The 25,466-nt window shown below is 63.4% G+C and carries 22 protein-coding genes and 1 pseudogene; 9 read left to right on the top strand and 14 right to left on the bottom strand.

The window, feature by feature from the left end; translation table 11 throughout:
- Positions 1-5: 5 nt before the first annotated feature.
- Positions 6-557, bottom strand: a complete 552-nt coding sequence (locus HX855_RS07365) for a cysteine hydrolase family protein (protein ID WP_177082976.1) — start codon at positions 555-557, stop codon at positions 6-8.
- Between the two features lie 96 nt (positions 558-653).
- On the opposite strand from HX855_RS07365, the pseudogene HX855_RS07360 reads away from it, so the two are divergent.
- From HX855_RS07360 to HX855_RS07350, 3 genes and pseudogenes are all read left to right on the top strand, one after another.
- Positions 654-1,610: pseudogene (locus HX855_RS07360) on the top strand (GlxA family transcriptional regulator); the annotation flags it as partial.
- A gap of 194 nt (positions 1,611-1,804) precedes the next feature.
- Positions 1,805-2,914, top strand: coding sequence for a DUF3182 family protein (locus HX855_RS07355; RefSeq protein ID WP_177082974.1), 1,110 nt, complete (start codon positions 1,805-1,807; stop codon positions 2,912-2,914).
- Positions 2,904-3,656: a S9 family peptidase gene (locus HX855_RS07350; RefSeq protein ID WP_169386431.1), complete on the top strand. Its 753-nt coding sequence runs from the start codon at positions 2,904-2,906 to the stop codon at positions 3,654-3,656. The genes HX855_RS07355 and HX855_RS07350 overlap by 11 nt, the downstream gene beginning before the upstream one ends.
- On the opposite strand, the gene HX855_RS07345 is transcribed toward HX855_RS07350, so the two are convergent.
- The 4 genes from HX855_RS07345 to HX855_RS07330 all read right to left on the bottom strand — a co-directional run bounded on the left by HX855_RS07345 (position 3,643) and on the right by HX855_RS07330 (position 8,103).
- Complete coding sequence (locus tag HX855_RS07345) at positions 3,643-4,623, bottom strand: lysylphosphatidylglycerol synthase domain-containing protein (RefSeq protein WP_177082972.1); 981 nt, start codon at positions 4,621-4,623, stop codon at positions 3,643-3,645. The two genes, HX855_RS07350 and HX855_RS07345, sit on opposite strands and share 14 nt — an antisense overlap.
- On the bottom strand, positions 4,601-5,899 hold the full coding sequence (gene clsB, locus HX855_RS07340) for a cardiolipin synthase ClsB (protein WP_177082970.1): 1,299 nt from the start codon (positions 5,897-5,899) through the stop codon (positions 4,601-4,603). The genes HX855_RS07345 and clsB overlap by 23 nt, the downstream gene beginning before the upstream one ends.
- Positions 5,896-6,672 carry an endonuclease/exonuclease/phosphatase family protein gene (locus HX855_RS07335; protein WP_177082968.1) on the bottom strand — a complete coding sequence of 259 codons (777 nt, stop codon included), beginning with the start codon at positions 6,670-6,672 and terminating at the stop codon, positions 5,896-5,898. The genes clsB and HX855_RS07335 overlap by 4 nt, the downstream gene beginning before the upstream one ends.
- A gap of 228 nt (positions 6,673-6,900) precedes the next feature.
- Entirely contained in the window at positions 6,901-8,103 is a 1,203-nt protein-coding gene (locus tag HX855_RS07330) for an MFS transporter (protein WP_177082966.1), read from the bottom strand.
- 286 nt (positions 8,104-8,389) lie between these two features.
- Between HX855_RS07330 and HX855_RS07325 the strand changes: the two genes are divergently transcribed.
- Entirely contained in the window at positions 8,390-10,504 is a 2,115-nt protein-coding gene (locus tag HX855_RS07325) for a mechanosensitive ion channel family protein (protein ID WP_177082964.1), read from the top strand.
- A 116-nt stretch (positions 10,505-10,620) separates the two neighbouring features.
- Here HX855_RS07325 and HX855_RS07320 read toward each other — a convergent pair whose 3' ends face one another.
- Positions 10,621-14,901 (bottom strand): DEAD/DEAH box helicase, encoded by a 4,281-nt coding sequence (locus tag HX855_RS07320; protein WP_177082962.1) that lies wholly within the window; start codon positions 14,899-14,901, stop codon positions 10,621-10,623.
- A 369-nt stretch (positions 14,902-15,270) separates the two neighbouring features.
- Here HX855_RS07320 and HX855_RS07315 point away from each other — a divergent pair, with 369 nt between their 5' ends.
- The gene (locus HX855_RS07315; protein WP_177082960.1) at positions 15,271-16,155 is read left to right on the top strand and encodes a sugar nucleotide-binding protein; all 885 of its coding nucleotides are present in this window, start codon (positions 15,271-15,273) and stop codon (positions 16,153-16,155) included.
- Positions 16,156-16,321: 166 nt separating this feature from the next.
- On the opposite strand, the gene HX855_RS07310 is transcribed toward HX855_RS07315, so the two are convergent.
- From HX855_RS07310 to HX855_RS07290, 5 genes are all read right to left on the bottom strand, one after another.
- Positions 16,322-17,020, bottom strand: coding sequence for an OmpW family protein (locus HX855_RS07310; protein WP_177082958.1), 699 nt, complete (start codon positions 17,018-17,020; stop codon positions 16,322-16,324).
- A gap of 96 nt (positions 17,021-17,116) precedes the next feature.
- The gene (locus HX855_RS07305) at positions 17,117-17,638 is read right to left on the bottom strand and encodes a DUF3299 domain-containing protein (protein ID WP_010174646.1); all 522 of its coding nucleotides are present in this window, start codon (positions 17,636-17,638) and stop codon (positions 17,117-17,119) included.
- An 11-nt stretch (positions 17,639-17,649) separates the two neighbouring features.
- The gene (locus tag HX855_RS07300; RefSeq protein WP_003210004.1) at positions 17,650-18,915 is read right to left on the bottom strand and encodes an ABC transporter permease; all 1,266 of its coding nucleotides are present in this window, start codon (positions 18,913-18,915) and stop codon (positions 17,650-17,652) included.
- A 1-nt stretch (position 18,916) separates the two neighbouring features.
- Positions 18,917-19,627, bottom strand: a complete 711-nt coding sequence (locus HX855_RS07295) for an ABC transporter ATP-binding protein (RefSeq protein ID WP_177046118.1) — start codon at positions 19,625-19,627, stop codon at positions 18,917-18,919.
- 150 nt (positions 19,628-19,777) lie between these two features.
- Positions 19,778-20,389, bottom strand: coding sequence for a DUF2796 domain-containing protein (locus HX855_RS07290; RefSeq protein WP_177082957.1), 612 nt, complete (start codon positions 20,387-20,389; stop codon positions 19,778-19,780).
- A gap of 135 nt (positions 20,390-20,524) precedes the next feature.
- On the opposite strand from HX855_RS07290, the gene HX855_RS07285 reads away from it, so the two are divergent.
- Positions 20,525-20,872 carry a hypothetical protein gene (locus HX855_RS07285; protein WP_177082955.1) on the top strand — a complete coding sequence of 116 codons (348 nt, stop codon included), beginning with the start codon at positions 20,525-20,527 and terminating at the stop codon, positions 20,870-20,872.
- 3 nt (positions 20,873-20,875) lie between these two features.
- On the opposite strand, the gene trxA is transcribed toward HX855_RS07285, so the two are convergent.
- The 3 genes from trxA to HX855_RS07270 all read right to left on the bottom strand — a co-directional run bounded on the left by trxA (position 20,876) and on the right by HX855_RS07270 (position 23,014).
- The gene (gene trxA / locus HX855_RS07280; protein WP_177082953.1) at positions 20,876-21,748 is read right to left on the bottom strand and encodes a thioredoxin; all 873 of its coding nucleotides are present in this window, start codon (positions 21,746-21,748) and stop codon (positions 20,876-20,878) included.
- Positions 21,749-21,902: 154 nt separating this feature from the next.
- Positions 21,903-22,559, bottom strand: a complete 657-nt coding sequence (locus HX855_RS07275; RefSeq protein ID WP_177082951.1) for a methyltransferase — start codon at positions 22,557-22,559, stop codon at positions 21,903-21,905.
- Positions 22,556-23,014 carry a YbaY family lipoprotein gene (locus HX855_RS07270; RefSeq protein ID WP_177082949.1) on the bottom strand — a complete coding sequence of 153 codons (459 nt, stop codon included), beginning with the start codon at positions 23,012-23,014 and terminating at the stop codon, positions 22,556-22,558. The genes HX855_RS07275 and HX855_RS07270 overlap by 4 nt, the downstream gene beginning before the upstream one ends.
- A gap of 139 nt (positions 23,015-23,153) precedes the next feature.
- Between HX855_RS07270 and nrdR the strand changes: the two genes are divergently transcribed.
- From nrdR to HX855_RS07255, 3 genes are read left to right on the top strand one after another with little or no spacing between them, the layout of a single operon-like run.
- Complete coding sequence (gene nrdR / locus HX855_RS07265) at positions 23,154-23,624, top strand: transcriptional regulator NrdR (protein WP_010174661.1); 471 nt, start codon at positions 23,154-23,156, stop codon at positions 23,622-23,624.
- On the top strand, positions 23,621-24,757 hold the full coding sequence (ribD, locus tag HX855_RS07260) for a bifunctional diaminohydroxyphosphoribosylaminopyrimidine deaminase/5-amino-6-(5-phosphoribosylamino)uracil reductase RibD (protein ID WP_177082947.1): 1,137 nt from the start codon (positions 23,621-23,623) through the stop codon (positions 24,755-24,757). Before nrdR ends, ribD begins: the two co-directional genes overlap by 4 nt.
- 34 nt (positions 24,758-24,791) lie before the next feature.
- Positions 24,792-25,454 carry a riboflavin synthase gene (locus HX855_RS07255; protein WP_010174663.1) on the top strand — a complete coding sequence of 221 codons (663 nt, stop codon included), beginning with the start codon at positions 24,792-24,794 and terminating at the stop codon, positions 25,452-25,454.
- The last annotated feature ends 12 nt before the right edge of the window (positions 25,455-25,466 follow it).

Below are 25,466 nucleotides of genomic sequence, written 5' to 3'. Positions count from 1 at the left end.
AACGATCAGTCGGCGGCCAAAAACTGTGCCGCCGACACCACGCTCGCATAAGCAAACCCCAACGACGACATAAACGCCGCATGTGCCTGGGCCGCCGGCACGGTGGTGCCGTTGAATTCCAGGTCCCGGGTGGCGCAGGCGTCGTGGATTACCGTGACGCTGTAGCCCAGATCCGACGCGGCACGCACCACAGCGTCGATGCACATGTGGCTCATGCTGCCCACCACCACCAACTCAGTGATGCTGCGTTGTTCCAGCAACGCCCGCAGGTTGGTTTCGCGGAACGCATTGACGAAATGCTTGAGCACCACCGGCTCATCCGCCTGGTTCAGCACCTTGGGGTGCAGGTGTGCACCTTCCGAACCCGGGGTGAAGAAGGGCGCATCGTCAGCGGTGAATTCGTGGCGCACATGAATCACCGCATCGCCCGCCTGGCGAAACGCCTGGAGCACTTGCTGCGCCTTGTCTGCTGCTGCGTCCACACCGTCAAGTGGCCACTTGCCCTGGGGGAAGTAGTCGTTCTGGATATCGATTAGGATGAGCGCTTGCTTGGCCATGTTGGGTTTCCTTGTGATGATTGATGCGTCCAGTATCTTGGCTGGCGTGGCGCCTGGGGATTGGCCGCACCGACAATAACAGAGGGAAAACTGACAATGGCGATCGTCGAGCTTGGCGTGCTGATCTACAGCGGTGCGCAAATGGCCGCCGTGCATGGCTTGACCGACCTGTTTGCTGTCGCCAACCGGATTGCGGCCGAGCATCAGTCCGAGCAACTGCCGTCATTGCGCATCAGCCACTGGCAGGCCGAAACCGGCAACGCGCCGACCCGTGTCTTCGACAGCCAGCCCGGCACCGGGCAAGCACTGACGGCCTTGCTGATTCCGCCGTCCATCGCCGGGTTTTCCGAAGGCCAGGCCTCCACCGCGCTGCTGGACTGGCTGCGCCAGCAGCATCGCACCGGGACGATTCTGGGCGGGGTGTGCGTGGGCTCGATCCTGCTGGCGGAAAGCGGACTGTTGGACGGTCGCAGCGCCACCACCCACTGGACGTCGGCCAAATCCTTCGCCGAGCGTTACCCGGCGATCCACCTGGAAGCTGACAAACCCATCGTCGACGACGGCGACCTGATCACCACCGCCGGGCTGATGGCCTGGTCCGAACTGGGCCTGCGCCTGGTCGACCGCTTGCTCGGCCCGAGTATCGCTGCCAGCACCGCGCGTTTCCTGGTGGTCGAACACAGTGACAGCGCCAGCGAATGCGGCAGTAACTTTGCGCCGATCCTGGCCCATGGCGACGGCGCGATTCTCAAGGTGCAGCATTGGCTGCAGGCCAGCGGGGCAGTGGATGTTTCATTGGCGGCGATGGCGCAGCAGGCCGGGCTTGAGGAGCGCACGTTCCTGCGGCGGTTTCGCGCCGCCACCGGTTTGAAACCCACCGAGTACTGTCAGCACCTGCGGGTCGGCAAGGCACGGCAGATGCTCGAGTTCACCAACGGCACTATCGATCACATCGCCTGGACCGTCGGTTATCAAGACCCCGGCGCCTTCCGCGCCACCTTCAAAAAAATTACCGGGCTGGCGCCAAGCGATTACCGCAGCCGTTTTGGCGTGCACCGGCCAGGCCCCAAGCCTGAATCGTGCAGAACACCGCGATGTGAGACCCACGTCGTGCAGAATAAAACAGGCCAAGTGCTATCGCTGTTTCCGCAACCGATTGATTCCCGGCGGGTTTAACCAAACGCAGCCTTGGCCTGATCTCTGCAACCCTCTCCCTACACACATGGCAGGACAGCCAAGGGGGACGCATGACCCCGACAAATCGCAAGAAAATCGTGGTGGCGCATTCAATCCGACCGGACGCGCCGTTGCACGAAGTCGAAACCAACCGCGCCCTGGCCCGCTGGTTGGCGCATATCCTCGGCCTCAAATACGGCGGCAGCTATAACCCTGAGCTGCACCGTGGGCGCGACCTCTACCTGTTACCCACTCAAACGCTCGTGGGCGCGGCCCAGGCACGGCAGTTTGGGGTCAAAGGTCCCGAGGATTTGTGGGGCGGTTATGTCGACCACGATTTCATCTGCACCAAGGCCATCAGCCACGGTTTGCTGAATAAAAACGCGGTGTCCCCTGAAGGCTGGTCGCCCTTGTTTTCCGAGCGCATCCGCACTGTGGTGCTGGATGGCTTGAGTGTGCACGCCATGGAAGACGCGCGGCCGGCAGCCACCCATTTGCTGTACACCGGCCCGATCCGCCTCAAGCCCGTGCACGCCTGCGCCGGTCGTGGCCAGGAAGTGATCCGCAGCCTCGATGAGTTCGACGCCATTCTCGCGCGGCCCGATGCGGCGCAACTGTTCAGCGACGGCGTGGTGCTGGAGCAGGACCTGCACGACGTTGTCACCCACAGTGTCGGCCAGAGCTTTATCGGCGATCACGTCATCAGCTACTGCGGTGATCAATACCTGACCCGGGACGGGCAGGGCGAAGAGGTCTATGGTGGTTCTAACCTGCTGGTGGTCCAGGGCTACTACGAAGACCTGCTCAAGCTCGACCTGCCCGATGACGTGCGCCTGGCCATCCAGCAGGCGCAGGCCTTTGATAACGCGGCGGATGAAGCCTACCCCGGGTTCTATGCCTCGCGGCGCAATTACGACATCGCCCAAGGCCTGGACAGCGATGGCCAGCGCCGCAGCGGCGTGCTGGAGCAATCCTGGCGCATGGGCGGGGCCAGCAGCGCGGAAGTCGCGGCGCTGCAAAGCTTCGTCAACAACCCCGGGCTGAAGGCGATTTATGTGTCTTCGGTAGAAACCTACATCGACCAGCCTCTGCCGGCTGACGCGATTGAGGTGTACCGGGGCCCCGCAGAAAACAGCGACTTTCTTCTCAAGTACGTGACGGTCAAATCTTATGACGGCTAGAAGCGAAACCATCGCCATTGATATCGACGACGAACAGATGAGCGGGACGTTCCTCAGTCCCAAATCGAAAGTGCCGGGGGTGTTGTTTGTCCACGGCTGGGGCGGTAGCCAGGAGCGTGATCTGGAACGCGCCAAAGGCATCGCCGGGCTGGGTTGTGTGTGCCTCACCTTCGACTTGCGCGGCCACGCCGGCAACGGCATTCCGCTGTCCCGCGTCACCCGTGAAGACAACCTGCGCGACCTGCTGGCTGCCTACGACCGCCTGCTGTCACACCCGGCCATCGACACCTCGGCGGTGGCGGTGGTCGGCACCAGTTACGGCGGTTACCTGGCGGCCATCCTCACCTCGCTGCGCCCGGTGCGCTGGCTGGCGCTGCGGGTGCCGGCGCTGTACCGCGACCAGGAATGGCTCAAACCCAAGCGTGACCTGGATAAAGCCGACCTGATGGATTACCGAGGGACGTTCGTGCACGCCGAGACCAATCGCGCGTTGCATGCCTGCGCGGCGTTTACCGGTGACGTGTTGATCGTCGAATCCGAAACCGATGACCACGTGCCTCACGCCACTATCATGAGCTACCGCGCCGCCTGCCAGCAGACGCATTCGCTGACCCACCGGATTATCGATGGCGCCGACCATTCCCTGAGCGACCCCATCTCCCAGCAGGCCTATACCTCAATCCTGGTGGACTGGATCACCGAGATGGTAGTGGGCGAACGCCTGAGCATCATTCAGTCGTAGGCGTCTTCTTCACGCGCAGCGCCTTGGCCTTGGCTTCCACCGCGAGGTACATCACCAGGGCCACCAGCAGCGGCAGGATGAAGTAGATCGCGCGGTAGGCGATCAAGCCTGCGAGCAAACTGCCGCGGGACGCTTCGTGTTGCAGCAGGGCGATAAACACCGCTTCCAGCACCCCGAGCCCCGCCGGGATATGCGTGACCACCCCGGCGATGCTGCTGATCAGCAACACCCCGAGCACCACCGGGTAATCCAGTTGCTTGGGCAGCAGGGTAAAAATCACCGCCGCCATCAGTGTCCAGTTCAGCGCGCCGAGTGCCAGTTGCAGCACGGCCATGCGCAGCGAAGGCAAGCTGATTTCAATCCCGCGCACCGACCACGCGCGTTTTTTCGACAAGCGACACGCCAGCAGATAACCCAGGCTCGCCAGCACCAGCAGCACGCCCACACCTTGCAGCGCGCCACTGCTGAGCTTCCACCCCGGCGGCAAGGTCACCAGCCCGCTGCTGAACACCGCACCGGCGATCGCCATGTAGCCGAACCAATTGGTGGCCAGGCTTAACCCGAGGATTTTCGCGATATTCCCGCTGCTCACCCCCAGCCGTGAATACAGGCGATAGCGCATGGCGATGCCGCCGACCCAGGCGCTCAGGTTCAGGTTGAACGCATAGCTGATAATGCCCACCGGCAAGATCTGCTTCCAGCGCAAGGGCTGGCGGATGTAGGTGCGGCCGATCAGGTCGAAACACGAATACACCAGGAAACTGCACAGCGTCAGCGCTCCGGCGATCAGCAAGGTGCGCAGCTTGAAATTGCCCAGGGTGTCGAACACTTCGCTCCAGTCGATACGCCGGGCGAGCAGGGTGAACAGCACAATCAGCACCAGGAAAAACACCACCGTCAGTGGTTTTTTCCAGCGTTTCAAAAAGCCGGGGCTGGCGCTGTGTTCAGCGGTGCGGGCTTGGGTCATGATCCGGGCGCTCCTCATGAACGAAGGGTTTCAACCTCGGCTTATGGGCCGGCAGCCAGCCGGTCCACGACGGAAAATGCCGCAGCACGTGGAACACCACAAAGCCCACCGTGACCCGCCAGAACCAGCCCCGGGGCGTGCGGTTTTCCGGCATGGTCTTGCAGTGGTGTTGACTGAGGTATTCCAGGCGCTCGAACAACTGCCGATTGAATCCACGATCGCGAATCAGCACATTGGCCTCAAGGTTCAGCGCCAGGCTCAGGGGGTCGAGATTGCTCGAACCCACAGTGCTCCATTCCTCGTCCACCAAGGCCACCTTGCCGTGCAACGGGCGCTGGCAGTACTCGTGGATCACCACCCCTTCCTTGAGCAAATAGTCATACAGCATGCGCGCCGCCAGCTTGGCCAGCAGCACATCCGGCTGGCCCTGCATGATCAATTGCACCTGCACCCCGCGCCGCGCCGCATTGCGGATTTCCCGCAGCAAGCGGTAGCCGGGGAAGAAGTAGGCGTTGGCAATCACCACCCGCCGCTGGGCTTTGCGCAGGGCGTGCAGGTAGGCCTCTTCGATGTCAGTACGGTGTTGCAGATTGTCCCGGTAGATCAGCCGCACCAAGCCATCGCCTTCGCCGGCGGCCCAGGGCGACGGCCGTTGCTCTCGCCGCCAGCCGCGCCGTTTGCGTACGCGCCGGCCACTTTGTGCGAGGGCGAAATGATGCAGGTCGGCCACCGCCGGGCCTTGCACCTGCACGGCATAATCCTGCTTGGCCTCGGGGCCGAAATCCCCCAGATGGTCGGCCGAAAAATTGATCCCGCCGATAAACGCCACGGTCGCGTCCACCACCACAATCTTGCGGTGCAAGCGGCGGAACCAGTTGGTGCGAAAGCCCAGGGTCTTGCTCGCCGGGTCGAACATCTGCACCGTCACGCCGGCCTGACTCAGTTCACCGAGAAACCCCGGGCTCAGCTCGCCGCAACCAAAGCCATCAAGGCTGGCGACCACCTTTACGCCACGCTGCGCCGCCTCGATCAAAATGCCTTGAAGCTCATGGCCGACCTTGTCTTCAAACAGAATAAAGGTCTCCAGCAAGATCTCCCGTTGGGCCTGGCGCATCGCCTCGAACACCTTGGGGAAGTACGCCTCGCCGTTCTCCAGCAGCTCAACCTGGTTGCCGTTTTGCCAGCCGTAATCTAGGTCACGGGCCGCAGCATCGTCCGGCGGTTGATCGGTCGCGATGTGTTCCACCGCAACCTTCTCCAGCGGTGCGCTGTTCATAGCTCGATCTCCACCGACAGCGGCGCATGGTCCGACAAATGCGACCACGGACGGCTGGTCAGGACTTGTGGCTGATGCACCTTGAGGTTGCGCACGTAGATGCGGTCCAGTGGCAGCAACGGCAAGCGCGCGGGGAAGGTGCGGGCCGGTTTGCCCTGGGTTTCGATAAACACCTCCCGCAGCCCGCAGTGGGCGAGATCGGCCCGCTGGCGCCAGTCATTGAAGTCACCGGCGACAATCACCGGCGCGTCGGCGGGAATCTCGGCGATTCGCTGGGCGATCAATCGCAGTTGCTGTTGGCGATGCACCTCCCGCAGCCCCAGGTGCACACAGATCGCATGCACCTCCTGCGCGTTGCCCGGCAGGCGCAGCACGCAATGCAGCAGCCCGCGGCTTTCGTGGCCGCTTTGGGAGATATCGAGGTTGTCGTAGCGGATGATCTGGAATTTCGACAGCAACGCATTGCCGTGGTCGCCGTGGGGGTATACCGCGTTGCGACCATAGGCAAACTGCGGCCAGATGCTGTCGGCGAGGAATTCGTACTGCGGCATGCTCGGCCAGTTGCTATAGCGCTTGGGATGGCGCTCGTGGGTGCCGTGGATTTCCTGGAGGAACACCACGTCGGCGGCCACGCTGCGAATCGCCTCCCGCAGCTCGGGCAGGATGAAGCGCCGGTTGAGCGCGGTGAAGCCCTTGTGGGTATTGACCGTCAGCACCCTGAAGCGGGTGATGGCTTCGGTGGGCGTGGTCGGCATCAGCTCCGGGTGGGTCATGGTTGCTCCCGTGGGTTGGGTGTCGAGTGACCTCCGTTTTTGGATGACTGTGGGATTTGGCGGAAAGTTTCGGCGCCCTTACAGGCGGTACACAGCAAAATGTGGGAGTGGGCTTGCTCGCGAAAGCGGTGTGTCAGTCAACCGAGATATCAACTGATCCGCCGCCTTCGCGAGCAAGCCCGCTCCCACACAAGCCTTTCCCACATTAAATTTTGCGTCGTTGCGGAATCAGTGCCCGCCAACCACGCGGCTCGAGCGCTCGCCATACACCGGCCCCAACCGGTCCAGCCGCCCGCTCCAGGCCGTCAGCGCCAAAGCCACCAACACCACCAAACCACCTATCCAGGCGGTGTGGATCAACCCCATGTGGGCGACGATCAAGCCACCGGCCCACGCACCGCCGGCAATCCCCAAATTGAACGCTGCGATGTTCAAACCCGAGGCCACGTCCACCGCATTCGGCGTGTGATGTTCCGCCTGGCGCACCACGTATACCTGCAAGCCGGGCACGTTGCCGAAGGCGACCGCGCCCCACACCAGCACAGTGGCCAGGGCCAGCCATGGATTACCCGCGGTGAAGGTCAGCACGAACAACACGGCGGCGAGCAGAGCGAAGATGATTTTCAGGGCGCTGATGGGGCCGCGTTTGTCGGCCAGTTTGCCGCCCCAGATGTTACCGATGGCCACCGAGATGCCGTACACCAGCAGCACCAGGCTGACGGTGCCGGCGCTGAAACCGGAGATGTCCTGAAGGATCGGCGCCAGGTAGGTGAACGCGATGAACGAGCCGCCATAACCCACCGCCGTCATGGCGTACACCAGCAGCAGCCGTGGTTGTTTCAGCACTTGCAGTTGCTGCAACAGCGACGCCGGTTTGCTGTGGGGGATATTTTTCGGCACGTAGATCAGGCTGCCGATGAACGCGATCAAGCCCAAGGCCGAAACGGCGAGGAAGGTTTCGCGCCAGCCGAAGTGCTGGCCGATAAACGTCCCCAGCGGCACACCGGTCACCAAGGCAACGGTCAGGCCGGTAAACATGATGGCAATCGCGCTGGCGGCTTTTTCCTTGGGCACCAGGCTGGTGGCGATGGTCGAGCCAATCGAGAAAAACACCCCGTGGGCCAGGCCGGTGACGATCCGCGCCAGTACTAGGGATTCATAACTCGGCGCCTGCCAGGCCAGCAGGTTGCCGAGGGTGAACAACACCATCAGTGACAACAGCAGCAGTTTGCGCGGCACTTTGCCGGTCAGCGCAGTGAGCACCGGCGCGCCGATGGCCACGCCCAGGGCGTAGAGGCTGACCAGCAGGCCGGCGGACGGCAAGTCGACACCAAGGTCGGCGCCGATGGTGGGTAACAGGCCAACGATGACGAACTCGGTCGTCCCGATGGCAAAAGCGCTGAGGGTCAGCGCGAGCAAGGCAATGGGCATGGCTGCAACTCCGGTGGGTTTCAATCAGGAGCGCAGTCTCGGGTGTTGGCTTGTGCGGAAAAAGACAGGGATTGGCATTTGATATTTGATCCTCGCGCAAAGATCGTTCCCACGCTCTGCGCGGGAACGGCGTTTTGGACGCTCCGCATCTGCCTTGAGGTGGTGACGCGGAGCGTCACAGGCTGCATTCCCACGCGGAGCATGGGGACGATCAGGAGCAGCGGGGGAACGATCAGGATTAAAACCCGTCAGTTCCTTACAGACCCTTCTGAAGGAGCCCGGTGTTTTGTTGAATTTAAAGACTGTGCTACTGCTCGCCGCGCTGCTGTTTTGCGGGAATGGCGCGCTGCAAGCGGCCACGGCCCCCGCGGCTCCGGCCCCCGCCGCCCCGGCCAAGCCGGAACTGCTGGTGGAAGGCGGCCTGCTCGGCGCCATCAGTTCCAGCATTGACAACGTGCAGGACAAACTCGACCTCAACCAGAACCTGGTCGACGCCTGGCGCCTGCGGGCCGATCGGGCGGCGGACGAGGTGGACAAGCTGGTCAACCAGCCGTCCGAACGTTCCTCATGGAGCGTGGCCGGGGACTTCCTGTTGTTGTCCGGGGTGTGGATCGGCGCCTTCGCCGCGCTGACGCTGCTCGGGCGGTATATCGTCAGACGCCTGAGCCGGCAGCGGCATATCGCACCCCGTCAGCGCCTTCAGGCGCTGCTGGGCTACCTGATTCCTTACACCGTCCCGGCGTTGATCTGCCTGCCATTGACGCTTTACGTCAGCCACTTCCTGCCCACTTCGGTAGGGCGCGCGCTGGCGCTGTGTTTTGCCTATGCCACCAGCAGCGGTATTTTCTCCACCTCGATCCTGCTGTGCGTCATCGTTATGTTCAACGTCGGCCACAAGCGCCCGGCTGTGCAGATTATTCGTGACTACTGCCCCAAGCCGCTGTTCCTGATCGGCTTCCTCGCCGCCCTCAGTGATGCACTGACCAGCCCGCAGATCGCCCGCCAACTGGGGGGCAATATCACCGCCAGTGTTGCGATTTTCACCGGGCTGTTTGCCTCGGTGATTTTCGGCATGCTGGTGATTCGCCTGCGTCGCCCGGTGGCGCATTTGATCCGCAACCGGCCCTTGGCTCAACGCTTGAAACACCCGGCGGTGCAGCAATCCCTGCGGGTGTTTTCCGGCCTGTGGTATTGGCCGATCCTGCTGATGGTGCTGGTGTCGGCGATCAACCTGATCGGCGCCGGAGACGACAGCCAGAAAGCCCTGCGCTGCGCGTTGTTCACCACGATTCTGCTGATCGGCACGGTGTTCCTCAGCACCGTGCTGCAGCACCTGTTCCAGTCCCGCAGCACGGTGGCGGTGCAGCGCAGCAGCGCCTACAAGGAGCGTTTTCTCAGCTTGTTGCACGCGTTGTTGCGCATCGTCATGGCCGTCGCCTTTATCGAAATCCTCGGGCGCATCTGGGGCGTTTCGCTGTTTGAGTTTGCCCAGCGCAACTCCGTGGGCCGGGCCATCAGTGATTCGTTAAGCAGCATCGGCCTGATCCTGTTGGTGACCTGGCTGTTCTGGGTGGTGCTCGACACGGCGATCCAGGAAGCGTTGAAACCGCCGGTCAACAAACGCTCCAGCCGCCAGCCCAGCACGCGGGTGAAAACCATCCTGCCGCTGCTGCGCAACGCGGTGAAAATCATCCTGGTGGTGATCTGTGCGATCACCACCATGGCCAATCTGGGGATCAACGTCGCACCGCTGTTGGCAGGTGCCGGTGTGGTGGGGTTGGCCATCGGTTTTGGCTCCCAGCAACTGGTGCAGGATGTCATCACCGGGCTGTTCATCATCATCGAAGACACCCTGTCGATTGGCGATTGGGTGGTGCTCGACTCCGGCCATGCCGGCACCGTTGAGGGCCTGACCATCCGTACCCTGCGCCTGCGGGACGGCAAGGGGTTTGTGCACTCGGTGCCGTTCGGCCAGATCAAGGCCGTTACCAACCAGTCGCGGCAATTTGCCTATGCGTTTTTCTCGGTGCAGTTCACCTATGACACGGATGTCGACAAGGCTGTGGACTTGATCCGCGAGGCGGGGCAGTCGATCCGCGATGACGTGTTCCTCAAGTACAACCTGCAAGGGCCACTGGAGGTGTTTGGCGTCGACAAGATGGACCTCAACGGCGTGGTGCTGACGGCGCAGTTCCGTACGGTCTCGGGCGGGCAATATGCGGTGAGCCGGGCGTTTAACCAGCGCTTGAAAAAGCTTGTGGATAACTGCGCCTTTGTTCACTTCGCGCAAACTTATCCACAGCAGGTGATGCTGCCGCAGCGAGTCGGGCAACAGATGGATGAGCCGGAGGAAGAGGTGCCTTCGCCGGTGGTGCTGACGGAGCAGCCAAGAACCCAATAGTTTTTATGGTGGCAGTACTGGCCTCATCGCAGGCAAGCCAGCTCCCACAGTTGGAATGCGATCAAATGTGGGAGCCGGGCTCGCCCGCGATGAGGTCGGCACAGGCGCCACACACTTCAGTGCCTGATCAGTTTTTCTCGCACCAACCCGGCCTCCTGCTGATCCAACTCCAATAGCATCAGCTGCTTGCCCGCAACCTCCACCGCCGCCGGCAAACCATCCCGGTACACCAGCCGATTGCCGCTCAACGCCGGCACCTTGCTCCCCGGCAGCAGCGTGCCCACCAGGTTCAGCGGGTCGGCGCCGCACACCGCAATCAAGCTTCCATCGTGGGGCCGCCGCCGAACTTCCCGCAGCAGCGGAATCGCTTCCGGCAACGCAAACTGTTCCCCCGCCAAACCACTCACAAACCGCCCGCCGCGAATCTCGCCCCGGGCTTCCAGCCGATGGAAGCTGCGCAGCAATTCCCGCCAACTGGGCAGCCAATCCGCCTCACGCTCCAGCAGGCGCCAGAACACCACGCCGTAGCGGCGCAGCAGGGTCATCGCCACATGCTCCAGCGTTTCGGCCGAGTGAGCCGCCGGGCGCGTGCCGTCCGCCTCCGGTGCGCGCCGCACCAGCGCCCAACGCCCGGCATCGTCCATCCCGCCCACAAACGGGCCACGCCCACGTCGACTGGTGCGGGCCTGGCGTTTGCTGGCGGGTGTGGTCAGGGCGCGCAGGCCGGCGAAGCTGTCGGCGTTGGCCAGCCCGGCACCCACCAGTTCCTGCAGGGCGGTTTCCAGTTCGCTGCGCAGCAGATGGGCTTCGTGGGTCAATTCATCGAAAAACAGCGCGCCGTTTTCCCGCAGCGCTTGATGGACTTTCTGTGCCTTGGGCGACAGCGCGGTGCTGTCGGGTGCTTCGGTCAATCCACTCCACAACGGCACCTGGCTGCGGGGCAACAGCACCACCGGCGTGCTGCGCAGGGCGGTCACGCCGGCCTTGTTGCTCAGGCGGGTCCATACCACCTTGCCACTGCGGCACAAGTCGTCCAGCCAGTGGGGCGAGTAATCCTTGATCCGCGCGCTGAGCAAATCACTGTCCCAGGCCGACGTGGCCGCAGCGTACCCTTCAAACTGCGCGACGATCTGCGGCAACACCGCGCTGCCCTGGCCGCGAGTGCCGTCTGAAAGATGCTGCCAGTCGAACAGAAATCGCATGAAGTCCTGCAACGCCACCGGCTCGATTTCCCGGCGCAGGCGTTTGACCGTGTAGCGGTGAATGCGCGCCAGCAGGTGGCGCTCGCACCATTGTTCTTCGGCTGCGCCAGGGCTGAAGTGGCCGCGCAGTACGTAGCCTTCGCTTTCCAGCCGCGCCAGGGCCTGTGACACGTCGGCCACCGGCAAGGCCAGGGGCGCGGCGATCTCGATCAACGTCAGCGGTCCAAAGCCACTCAGGCGCGCCCGCAGCACTTCCACCAGCGCTTCGTCGAAGGTCCAGGGCTCGTCGAAACCGGGCAACAACGGCAGGTCATTCGGGTAGATCGCCTTTAAACAGCTCAAGCGTTCCACCGCCGCCCAAACGGCCCGGTCGGTACCGATAGGTAGACGGTGGGCGCGTCCACCGTCGGCCAGGGTGTGCAGCCATTCGGCCCACTGCGGCGTAACCTCGGGTTCGGCGATGCACGCCAGGCTCATCAGCGCCTCATGCATCTCGTCCAGACTATTGGGCGCCGGCCAGGCTTCCTCGCCCACACCGGCGATGGCCTCGGCATCCAGCGCGCCGAGGTCGTCGGTGCTTTGCGGGTCGCTCCAGCGCCGGTTGAGCACGGCTTGGGTACGGCGCTCTTCAAGGGGCGCGTCGTCGAGAAAGGTGTAGGGGCGGGCGCTGAGAATCTCTGCCGCCAGTGGCGAGGGCGCCGGCAGGTCGCGGCTGATCAAACGGATTTCGCCGCGCTCCATGCGCCGCAGCAGGGCCAGCCAGCCTTCGCTGTCCATGGCCTCGTGCAGGCAGTCGTCGAGGGTTTGCTCCACCAGCGGGTGTTCCGGCACTTCGCGCTCGCCGGCGAGGTTTTCCAGGCAGGCGATCTGGTCGGGGAACACACTGGCGATCAGGTCTTCACTCTTCATGCGCTGGATCTGCGGCGCCACTTTGCGCCCGCCGGTATAGCGCGGCAGTGCCAGCGCCACCCCGGCATTCCAGCGCCAGCGCACACCGAACAGCGGCGCATCCAGCACCGCCTGGATCAGGATGTGCTCGGCCGTGTTGCTGTTCAGGTAGCGCCACACCTCGTCCAGCTCAAAGCTGTGGCTGGTGGACAGCGACAACACGATCGCATCCTCGCTGGCGGCGGCTTGCAGTTCGAAGTTGAAGGTGCGGCAAAAACGCTTGCGCAACGCCAGGCCCCAGGCGCGGTTGATGCGGCTGCCGAACGGCGTGTGGATGATCAATTGGGTGCCGCCGGACTCGTCGAAAAACCGCTCCATGATCAACGTGTCCTGGGACGGCAGCGCGCTCAATGCCAGCCGCGCCCGCGCCAGGTAATCCAGTAGTTGTTCGGCGCTGGCGAGGTTCAGGCCGAGGGTGCCGGTGAGCCAGTCGAGCGCCGGTTGCAGGTTACCCGGCGTGGCGGCGAGTAACTCGTCGAGTTGCCCATGCAAACGTGCCACGGCAAACGATAACTCCGCACTGCGTCCTGGCGCTTCACCGAGCCAGAACGGAATGGTCGGTGGCTGGCCGTGGGCGTCCTCGACCCGCACCTTGCCGGTTTCTACCCGCAGGATCCGATAGGAGGTGTTGCCCAGCTGGAAGATATCCCCGGCGATGCTTTCCACCGCGAAGTCTTCGTTGACGCTACCGATGTTCAGGCTTTGCGGCTCCAGCAGCACGCTGTAGTCGGCGTTGTCGGGGATGGTGCCGCCGCTGGTCACCGCAGTGAGTTTGGCGCCACGCCGGCCGCGCAATGTTCGGGTGATCGCGTCGCGGTGCAGGTACGCGCTGCGAATGCCCTGGCGACCGTTGTAGCCTTCGGCGAGCATCTGCAGCAGCGCCTGGTAGTGGCGTTCGTCCAGGGCTGCATACGGCGAGGCGCGGCGGATCAGCGTGAGCAGTGCGTGTTCCTGCCATTCCTGGCAGCTGACTTCGGCGATGATCTGCTGGGCCAGTACATCCAGCGGCGCGACCGGGATCAGCAACGTGTCCAACTCGCCCCGGCGCACGCAGTCGAGGAGGGCGGCGCATTCGATCAGGTCGTCACGGGTGGTGGCGAACAACCGGCCCTTGGGCGTGCCGCCAACCTGGTGGCCGGAGCGTCCGACGCGTTGCAGAAAACCGTTGATCGAGCCGGGTGAGCCAATCTGGCACACCAAATCGACATCACCGATATCAATCCCCAGTTCCAGGGACGCGGTGGCGATCAGCACTTGCAGCTCGCCGGCCTTGAGCCGTTGTTCGGCGTCCAGGCGTAGCTCCTTGGCGAGGCTGCCGTGGTGGGCGGCGACGGCGGTTTTGCCCAGGCGCTCGCTCAAGTGCCGCGCCAGACGTTCGGCCAGGCGCCGGGTGTTGACGAAAATCAGCGTGGTGCGGTGTTCTTTGGCCAGTTCGGCGAGGCGGTCGTAGACCCGATCCCACACATCGTTGGCCATCACGGCCGAGAGCGGCACGGGCGGTACTTCGATGTCCAGATCCCGGGGGCGTGCGTGGCCGATATCGACGATCTCGCAGGGCCGGTCGGTGCCCACCAGAAAGCGCGACACGGCGTCGATAGGCTTTTGCGTGGCCGACAGGCCGATGCGGGTCAGCGGTTCGCTGCACAAACCCTGCAAGCGCTCCAGCGTCAGGGCCAGATGGCTGCCGCGTTTGCTGGCGGCGATGGCGTGGATTTCATCGACGATCACCGTACGGATGCTGGCGAGCATCTGCCGGCCGGAATCCGAGCCCAGCAGCACATAGAGCGATTCCGGGGTGGTGACCAGGATGTGCGGCGGGTTTTTGCGCATCAGGGCGCGGTCTTTCTGCGGGGTGTCGCCGGTACGCACGGCAGTGCGGATCGCCAGCGGCGGCAGGCCCAGGCGTTGCAGGTGGTCGGTGATGCCGGCCAGCGGGTTTTGCAGGTTGAGCTGGATGTCGTTGGACAAGGCCTTCAACGGTGAGACATAGACCACCAGCGTCTGGTCTGGCAGTTGGCCGCCATTGGCCAGGGCCTGGTGCACAAGGTCGTCGAGCACCGCGAGAAACGCGGTCAGGGTTTTGCCGGAGCCGGTGGGTGCGGCGATCAGCGTCGAGCGGCGCTGGCGGATCAGCGGCCACGCCTGGGCCTGGGCGGCAGTCACCGACGGGAACGTGCTGCGGAACCAGGCACTGACGGCGGGGTGGAAACCGTTCAAGACCGTGTTCGTTGATTCAGGAAGGTTCATGCCCAATTTATGCGGCCAGCCCGGCGAACTTGCAACCCCGGTACGCATTCCTGTGGCGAGGGAGCTTGCTGTGGCAAGGGAGCATGTTGTGGCGAGGGAGCTTGCTCCCGCTGGAGTGCGCAGCGCTCCCGCTTTTTTGGGGCCGCTACGCAGCCCAGCGGGAGCAAGCTCCCTCGCCACAGCAAGCTCCCTCGCCACAAAAGGCTCTCTCTACCTAAAGCACCCTGGCCGCAATGGGCGGCGCACTTTATAAGTGACGGTTGCGCTACAAACCCGCAAAATGCAACGATTCTGGCAAATGCCAACGGCATGGCTCACAAGCCTGTCGATAATAACCATCGTTCCAAACAGACCGGGCCTGCTCAATCTATGCGAATGCGCCTTATGTTACTGGGCGGCGGGAATGCCCTCGGGCAGGCGCTGATTCGCCTCGGTGCGGAGGAAGACATTGGTTTCCTCGCCCCCAAACCGCCCCAAGACGGCTGGGATGCCGCGAGTCTCACGCAACTGCTCGACGACACCCGTCCCGATGCCTTGATCAATCTCGCCTATTACTTCGACTGGTTTCAGGCGGAGACGGTCAACGAAACGCGTCTGGCCGCCCAGGAATACGCGATCGAGCGCCTGGCCGAACTGTGCCAGCACCACAGCATCACCTTGTTGCAGCCCTCCAGCTACCGGGTGTTCGATGGCTCCCGAGCCACCGCCTACAGCGAAAAAGACGAACCTGTACCCTTGGGTCTGCGAGGCCAGGCGTTGTGGCGCATTGAACAGAGCGTACGCGCCACCTGCCCGCAGCACGTGCTGTTGCGGTTTGGCTGGCTGCTGGATGACAGCGTCGACGGCACCCTCGGGCGCTTCCTGGCCCGTGCCGAAAAACCTGACGAACTGCTGATGGCCGACGACCGCCGAGGCAACCCGACGCCGGTGGACGATGCCGCGCGGGTGATCATTTCGGTGCTCAAGCAACTCGATTGCGCCGCGCCGCTGTGGGGCACCTACCACTACGCCGGCCACGAGGCGACCACCCCGCTGGCGCTGGGGCAGGCGATCCTGACCGAAGCGCGCAACTTCCACCCGCTGGCCGTGGAAGCCCCGACCGCCCAGGCCCACGCGGCCCGCCCGGATGCCGCCGACGAACCGCAGCACGCGGTGCTGGCCTGCAAGAAAATCCTCCACACCTTCGGCATCAAGCCACGGGCCTGGCGGGCCGGGTTGCCGGCGTTGCTCGACCGGTTTTACCGGCATAGCTGAAAACAACACAAAGCAAAATGTGGGAGCGGTTTATGTGGGAGCCGGGCTTGCCCGCGATGCAGTCAACTCGGTTTGTCAGTTACACCGAGGTGATGCTATCGCAGGCAAGCCCGCTCCCACACAAACCCCTCCCACATTTCGTCAGGCGGCGTTGCTTAACGCGTGTTTAGAACTTGTAGCCAATCCCCACCATGTACACCATCGGGTCCACATCCACGTTGACCTTGGCCCGAGTGCCCTGGCCAAGCGCGTTATTGTCCACGGTGGCCTTGGTGCTGATGTCGATGTAGCGCGCCTGGGCGTTGATCATCCACTTGTCGTTGATCATGTAGTCCGCACCGATCTGCGCGGCCCAGCCCCAGGAGTTTTCCGCCTTGAAGTTGCTGAAGCCAGCCTCCTGGGCACGACCGCCGACGTGTTCGTCGTAGATCCAGGTGTAGTTGATACCGGCGCCCACATACGGCTGGAAGGCCGACTTGCTGTCCAGCGGGTAGTACACGACGCTCAGGGTCGGCGGCAGGTGTTTGAGCGAGCCGAGCTTGCCGTTGGCGGCGCCCAGGGCGGTGTTCTTGATCTTCACATCGTGCTCGAACGGCGTGGCCGCCAGCAGTTCGATACCCCAGTGGCTGGTGAACATGTAGGCGAAGTTCAAGCCCAGTTGGGTGTCGCTACTCATGGTTGCCTTGCCGCTCAGGTTGGTCCCGGCCAGCGGGCCCTGGTCAACCTTGACGCTGCTGCTGTCCGCCTTCGGGTTGACGGTGATGGCACCGGCGCGAATCAGGATGTCGCCCGCTTCGTGAGCGTGGGCAACAGGGGCGACGAGGGCGAGCGCGACAAGCGACGCGCCGAGCAGGGACTTGTTCATGGGAGCTCCAAAGGACGTTATTAATGGCTTGTGTCCAATGGTAAAGATCGTAACGTTCGGGCTTTTGACTCAGCTCAATGAAAGCGCAATCACGGGTTATTCCTGCAACTCGTACACGTAGATCTTGTCGGCATCCATCTGGTAACCGGCATCGGCGAGTTCGCTGCTGGACGGTTTGACCTGCATCTGGCCTTCGATCCAGTACGGCTGATACAGCTCGTCGAGCTTCACGCCGATCTCGCTTTTGACGTGCACGATCTGGTTCGACGGCGGGGGCGGCACGTGGATGCAGGCGCCGAAATACGGCACCAGCAGGAACTCCGTGGTGCGACCTTCTTCGCTGACTTCCAGCGGCACGATGTAACCCGGCAGGCGGATGTGCTTACCGTCGAGGCTTTGCACCACCGGCGCGTTGGGCAGGTCTTGCTTGGCGGCGGGCGCAGATTCCACCGACAGCGCATCGGCCATGCCCGACAGGTCGTGCAATGGCTTCATGTTGGGGATTTCCGGCGGCGCGTCCGGCGGGATCATCTCCTGCCACGACAGGTCTTTGGGCTGGTCTTCAGCCCAGGCGGGCAGGGCCACCAACAGCAACAATGCAAGCACGACGCGACGCATCAACAGCTTCCTCATAAACGTATCGACAGGCCGTCGGCCAACGACTGCCGGTAGGCGCGCCAGGCCGGTACGCTGCCCATCAGCAGGGCGGCGACGAGAATACCGCCGAGCAAGGTCCATTCATATTCGCTGGGCAGCGACAGCGGTAGGTCCAGCCCGTAGTTGGCCTGCAAATACCCGCGCGACGCGGCGATGCACACGTACAACAGCCCGACGCCGGCGATCACGCCCGACAACGCCAGGGCGAACGCTTCGAAGATCAGCAACGTTGCAATGTGCCAGGGCCGAGCGCCCACCGACCGCAGGATCGCCATTTCCCGGCGCCGCTCATTGAGGCTGGTGAGGATCGCAGTGAGCATGCCGATCAAGCCGGTCAGCACCACGAACAGCGAGATCACGAACAGCGCTTTTTCGGCGGTGCCCATCATGCTCCACAGCTCTTGCAGGGCCACGCCCGGCAGGATCGCCAGCATCGGCTCGCCTCGGAATTCGTTGATCTCCCGTTGCAGGGCGAAGGTGGAAATCTTGTTGTTCAGGCCGAGCATGAACGCGGTGATGGCTTGGGGCGTCAGGTCCATGTTGCGGGCCTGGTCGGCGCTGATCCGGCCTTTGCCCTGGGCCGGTACGCCGTTGTGCCAATCGATGTGAATTGCTTCCATGCCGCCGAGGCTGATGTGCAGCGTGCGGTCCACCGGAGTGCCGGTGCGCTTGAGAATGCCGACCACGGTGAACGGCTTGTCATCGTGCTTGACCAGGCTGACTACCGCCACGCCGTGGGCCAATACCAGCTTGTCGCCGAGTTTGTAATGCAGCGCATCGGCCACTTCGGCGCCGAGCACCACTTCAAAGGGATCGGTGGCGAAGGCGCGACCGCTCGCGAGTTCGAGGTTCTGCCGGCGGCCGTATTGATAGTGTTCGAAGTAGGACTCGTTGGTGCCCATCACCCGGTAGCCACGGTGTGAGTCGCCCAGGGAAATCGGGATCGCCCATTTCACCTGGGGGTTGGCGGCAAAGTGCTCGTAGCTGTCCCAGCGAATATTGTTGGTGGCATTGCCGATGCGGAAAACCGAATACAGCAGCAAGTTGACCGAGCCGGAGCGCGCGCCGACGATCAGGTCGGTGCCGCTGATGGTGCTGGCGAAACTGGCGCGGGCTTCGGTGCGTACCCGTTCCACTGCCAGCAACAGGCACACCGACAGGGCGATGGCGAAGGCGGTGAGGATCGCGGTAAAGCGGCGGTTAGCCAGGCTGGCCATGGCTAGACGAAACAAATACATCTCAAACCTCTACGGGCGTGGCGGCGCGATTGAGTTCGGCCAGCGACAGGTTGCGGTCGAACAGCGGCGCCAGGCTCTGGTCATGGCTGACGAACAACAGGCTGGCGCCTGCTTCGCGGCACTCGGCGAACAGCAACTGGATGAAGGCTTCCCGGGCGTCGTAGTCCAGGGCTGAAGTCGGCTCGTCGGCGATCACCAGTTCCGGCTGGCCGATCAACGCGCGGGCGGCGGCCACCCGTTGTTGTTGGCCGATGGACAGGGAGTCAGCGCGGCGTTCCAGCAGGTTTTTGTCCTTGAGGCCCAGGTGGGCGAGCAAGGTTGCGGCGGCCTGATCGACGCTGCCGTGACGCTGGATCGCCCGTTGCGCCCGCAGCTTGGAGAAGTGGCAGGGCAGCTCGACGTTCTCGCGCACCGAGAGAAATGGCAGCAGGTTGAACTGCTGGAAGATGTAGCCGGTGTGGTCGACCCGGAAGCGGTCGCGGGCGCCGGCCGAGAGTTCGGTCAGTTCCTGGCCCAGCAGGCGAATGCTGCCGCGACTGGGCTTTTGCACACCGCCCAACAGGCCCAGCAGGGTGGTTTTGCCACTGCCGCTCGGGCCCTTGAGGAACAGGGTTTCCCCCGGCTCCAGGCGAAACGTCGGGATGTCCAGCAACTGTGGGTGACCGGGCCAGTTGAAGCCCAGGTCAGACAGTTCGATAAGTGCTTGGGTCATAGGAAATCAGTGGTCTGGCTCGATTTGGATGATGACACCGATCAACTGTGGGAGCTGGCTTGCCTGCGATGCAAGCGCCTCGGTATTTCTGAAACACCGCGGCGATGCCATCGCAGGCAAGCCAGCTCCCACATTAACCGGGGCATGAACTCAGAACTTGAGGGCAGCTGCTGTGGCCGTCGCTTCCACACCCTGCTGGCCGCTCGGGCCAATGAGTTGTACCTGAATTTTCTGGGTGGCGGGGAAGGTCTTGAATACCTGGGTCAGGTCGAGGTTGCTCAACGCGGTCGGCGTGGCGCAGGTGAACTGGTAGTGAGCGTGGATTTCGCTGTGGTCGTGATGATGTTCGTGGGCGGCGGCGCCTTTGCCATCGGTGGCGTGGTCGTCATCGTCGTCGTCATGGTCGGCTTCAGGCTTGTCGCCGAACAGCGGGCTGTTCAGTTCCTGGGTGCTGATCACGCAACCTGCGGCCTTGGGCAGGCTGAACAGCACCAGCGGTTGCTCGAGTTGCTTGCGGGCGGCGGCGACCTTGGCTTTGTCGGCCGCCGTAGTGGCCAAGTGTTCAAAACCCACCAGGTTCATCGCCGGGCTGTCCAGTTCCAGCTCCAGGGCCTGGCCGTCGAGCACCGCGTTGAGGCGGCCCACACCGTGTTCGTGGGCACCGAGGCTGCCGTGCTCGTGATCATGGTCGTGCTCGTCGGCAGCCTGGGCGATGGCCAGTGGCAACAGGGCAAACGGCAAAGCGAGCAGCAAACGGCGCATGGTGGAGCTCCCGGATAAAGATGAAAGTTTTGTTATGTGATCTTATAACAATTTTGCGGGGAGTTTGACCGCCTGCTTGGCGTAGCGCAAGACGCGTGGGAGCATGCTTGTCAGAAAAGTGCGGGAGTGAATGCGATGTTGAGAATTCGTGGAACCGTCGGTGATCTGCCGGTGGACTTGACCCTGGAGCTGGACGACGGCGACTGGGCCCGGCTGGGCGGGCAGTTGCAGGCCAGCAAAACCCCGAGTACCGAGCCCGTGGTGGCACCGGCCGCGGGTAACCTGGACGAAAGCCTGTGGCAGGCCGCACAGGACCTGTTGCGCAAGGCCGGGCAACTCAACGGGCTGGAATTGCTGGATCAGCTGGAGGGCTTGGCCGGCAGCGCCTCGGCGGGCAAGCGCCTGCTGGTGCGCTTGCGCCATAGCGCCAAGGTCAAAGTGGCCAGCGGCGGGGATACGCCGCTGTACAGCTGGATCGAGTAACGCTTAATACAACGCGGCAAACAGCTTGCGGCGGTAAACCGTGACAAGCGGGTGATCGTTGCCCAGCAATTCGAACACCTGCAGCAGCGTCTTGTGGGGCAGGCCTTCGCTGTAGCTGCGGTTGCGGATGAACAGCTTGAGCAAGCCGTCCAGCGCGGCGTCGTATTGCTGACGTGCCAACTGCTGCACCGCCAGTTGATACACCGCTTCGTCATCCTGTGGGTTTTGCGCCAGGCGGGCTTTCAAGTCGGCAGCATCCGGCAGGTCGGCGGCCTGGCGCAGGAAGGTGATCTGCGCCTTGGCACCGGCCAGGGCGGCCTTGTGATCATCGCTCTTGACCGCATCGAGCACGGTTTGCGCTTCATTCAGCTCGCCGCGTTCAGCCAGGCAGCGCGCGTACAGGATCAGCGCGGCGGCGTTGGTGTTGTCTTCACCCAGCAAGGTGACCAGCACGGCCTCGGCCTCGGTGATACGGCCTTCGGCAAACAACGCCTGGGCCTGTTCCAGTGGATCGGGAGCGGCTGGCGGCGGCATTTGCACATGGGGCTCCAGCATCGCGCGCACGGCGGATTCGGGCTGGGCACCGGCAAACCCGTCCACTGGCTGGCCATCCTTGAACAGCACCACCGTCGGCAGGCTGCGAATGCCGAAGCGCGAGACCACGTCCGGCTCGGCATCGCAATCGACCTTGGCCAGCAGCAACTCACCCTGATAGCTCTCGGCGATCTGCGCGAGCATCGGCATCAACGCCTTGCACGGCGCGCACCACTCGGCCCAGAAATCCACCAGCACGGGTTTTTCGAAAGAGTTCTGGATCACCGCCTGGTCAAACGTGGCGGTGGTGGCGTCGAAGATGTACGGCGTGGGCTCACTCATGGGGTATCTCGAAGAAAGCAGGGGGATGAGGGCAACTATAAGGGTTGGTGGGGTTGGCTGAAAGCGGGGCGGTCTCAGGATCGCTATCGCAGGCAAGCCAGCTCCCACAGGGGAATGCATTTCAACTGTGGGAGCGGGCTTGCCCGCGATGCTCTCAAGCGCGCCGCGAATGGTACAGGCTCACCTTGCGAAACTCCCAGGGCTCGGCCAGGTCGGGCAGGGTCAGGGCGTCGAGGATGTCCAGGCGCTGATACTCCGGGTGCTGGAAGTCCCGCACCCGGGAGTCGGCGACCAACGCTTCGCGGCCACGGCTGAGGAAGTGGTCCAGCAGTGGCAGGTTCGCCCGGTCGTACAGCACATCGGCCACCAGGATCAGGTCAAACCGATCAGCTTCGGCGAAGAAGTCTTCTGAATAACCCAGTGTTACGCCGTTGAGTTCGGCATTCGCCCGGCAGGCGGCGAGGGCCAGTGGGTCAAGGTCGCACGCCACCACTTCCAAAGCGCCGGCTTTTACTGCGGCGATCCCGGCAACACCCGAACCCGCGCCGAAATCCAGCACCCGCTTGCCCGCGACCCACTCGGGGTTGGCGGCCAGGTACCGGGCCAGTGCCAAGCCGCTGGCCCAGCAAAAGCACCAGTAGGGCGGTTCATGCAGGATGCGTCGGGTTTCTTCGGGGCTGAAGGCGCGGTCCATGTTGTCGGCGTCCAGCAGCCACAGCGACAACGCGGTGCCCGGCAGCGGGCAGGGCACCAGGTGGGCGTCGCCGATCAGTTCGCTGAGGGCGCGTTGCAGGTCCAGCGGTGGCGTCATGGTGCGGGAACGAGTTGCAGCGGGCCGGTGGTTTGGGTGATTGCTTGGGTGATGCGTACCGGCGGCAGGTGCAGGATCAACTGGCCGGACTGGCTGGCGCGGCCCCGCAATTCAACGCGGGCACCCGCCGGGAACGCTTCGGGGTTGAAGCGCAGGCGGAAGGCCAAGGGCTTGTTGTTGCCGATCAGCACGCTGCTGGCGAGCAGTTGTTGCGGGCGCGAGCGGTCGTCGATCACCAGCAGCGCCAGTTCGACTTCCGCGCCAGCCGGTACACCGTTCAACAGGCCGCTGACTTCACGCTGGTAGGCGGGCAGCGGTCCCAGTTCTTCTTCCACACCCGGCAGTTTTTTCTCTTGTTGGGGCGCCGGAGCGGGCGCTGCGGGTTTTGGGGTATGGCTGCTGCAGGCGACCAGGAAACCAAGCAACGTGAGTAAAACAAGTGGTCGTAACTGCATGTACGGCTCCAGAAAGGACAAAATCCGTGGCTTAAAAAATATGAAACATAATAGTCAGCCTATATACCGTAAAGGCTATGGCTTGTCTTGCCACGGGGATGCGCTACCATGGCCCTCCCATTTTTTGTTGCCTGTCACCATGCACTGTCCCTTCTGCGGTGCCAACGACACCAAGGTCATTGACTCGCGTCTGGTCGCCGAGGGCGAACAGGTGCGTCGCCGGCGTGAATGCCTGGCCTCTGGCTGCGGTGAACGTTTCACCACCTTCGAAACCGCCGAACTGGTATTGCCACGTCTGATCAAGACCGATGGCAGTCGCCAGCCCTTCGACGAAGAAAAACTGCGCGCCGGAATGCAGCGCGCTCTGGAAAAACGCCCGGTGAGTGTCGAGCGGCTGGAAGCGGCACTCGTGCATATCAAGCACAAGCTGCGGGCTACCGGCGAGCGCGAAGTCAAATCCCTGGTGGTTGGAGAACTGGTGATGGCCGAGCTGCAAAAGCTCGACGAAGTCGCCTATATCCGTTTCGCCTCGGTGTATCGACGTTTCCAGGACCTCAACGAGTTCCGTGAAGAGATCGACCGCCTGGCCCGTGAGCCAGTAAAAGAATGAACCCACCTTCGGCAGAACAAGCGGTACTCGACGCCCATTACATGGCCCGCGCCCTGGAATTGGCACGCAACGGCCTGTACACCACGCACCCCAACCCACGGGTAGGCTGCGTGATTGTGCGCGACGGGCAGATTGTCGGCGAAGGCTGGCACGTGCGTACCGGCGAGCCCCACGCTGAAGTCCATGCCCTGCGGGCTGCGGGCGATAAAGCCCGAGGCGCCACCGCCTACGTGACCCTGGAACCGTGCAGCCACCATGGGCACACGCCGCCGTGCGCCGATGCATTGGTGAATGCCGGTCTGGCCCGGGTGGTCGCGGCGATGCAGGACCCGAATCCGGAGGTCGCCGGGCGTGGCATGCGTCGCCTGGCCCAGGCCGGGATCGAGACCTACAGCGGCTTGCTGGAAAACGAAGCGCGGGCGCTTAACCCGGGCTTCCTCAAGCGCATGGAACATGGCCTGCCGTTTGTGCGGGTCAAGTTGGCCATGAGCCTGGACGGTCGCACCGCGATGGCCAATGGCGAAAGCCAATGGATCACCGGCCCGGCGGCCCGTGCGGCCGTGCAACGCCTGCGGGCCCAGGCCAGTGTGGTGCTGACCGGCGCCGACACGGTGCTGGCCGACGGCGCCCGCCTGACGGTGCGCGCTGCCGAGTTGGGCCTGGATGAAGCAACCACGGCCCTGGCGATGTCTCGTCCACCGCTGCGGGTGCTGATCGACGGCCGCCTGCGGGTGCCGCTGAACGCGCCGTTCTTCAAGGCTGGCCCCGCGCTCGTCATCACCTGCGTGACGCCGGACAACCAGTACCCCACCGGCCCCGAGTGCCTGGTGGTACCGGGTGTCGAGGGCCAGGTCGACCTGCGTTCCGCCCTGGTGGCCCTGGCCGCCCGTGGCGTCAACGAGGTGTTGGTGGAAGCCGGCCCTAGCCTGGCCGGTGCCTTCGCCCAGCAAGGCCTGGTGGACGAGTACGTGATATTCGTCGCCGGCAAGTTCCTCGGCTCCGCTGCCCGGCCTTTGTTGGACTGGCCGCTTGAGAAACTGGCGGATGCCCCCCAACTCAAGATCACTGAAATGCGCGCTGTGGGCGACGACTGGCGAGTCACTGCCATTCCTGTGCCATCAGCGAGCGTATAATTCCCGGCCTGCGCCACGTCTTCAGGAGAACGGCATGTTCACCGGCATTATCGAATCCATCGGCAGCATCCGTGCAATGACCCCAAAAGGCGGCGACGTACGCCTGCTGGTTGAAACCGGCAAGCTCGACCTGAGCGACGTCAAACTGGGCGACAGCATCGCTGTCAGCGGTGTGTGCCTGACCGTCATCGAGTTGCCTGGCAACGGCTTTGCCGCCGATGTCAGCCGGGAGACCCTGGACTGCACCGCGATGAACGACCTCAAGAGCGGCAGCCCGGTGAACCTGGAAAAAGCCCTGACCCCGACTACCCGTCTGGGCGGGCACCTGGTCAGCGGCCACGTCGACGGTGTGGGCGAAGTCGTCGCCCGCAGCGAAAACGCGCGCGCCGTGGAATTCCGCATCCGCGCACCCAAAGAGCTGGCCAAGTACATCGCCCACAAAGGCTCGATCACCGTCGACGGCACCAGCCTGACCGTGAACGCCGTGAATGGCGCGGAATTTGAACTGACCATCATTCCCCACACCCTGAGCGAAACCATCATGGCGTCGTACCAGCCGGGTCGCCGGGTAAACCTGGAAGTGGACTTGCTTGCCCGTTACCTGGAGCGCCTGTTGTTGGGCGATAAGGCCGCAGAGCCGACCGGCAGTAACATCACTGAAAGTTTTTTAGCCGCTAACGGCTACCTTAAATCCTGACCCAAGGGGGTG

Origin of the sequence: Pseudomonas sp. IPO3778, assembly GCF_013386825.1 — a bacterium.
Lineage (GTDB): Bacteria > Pseudomonadota > Gammaproteobacteria > Pseudomonadales > Pseudomonadaceae > Aquipseudomonas.
This window is presented reverse-complemented; position numbering and strand designations above follow the sequence as displayed.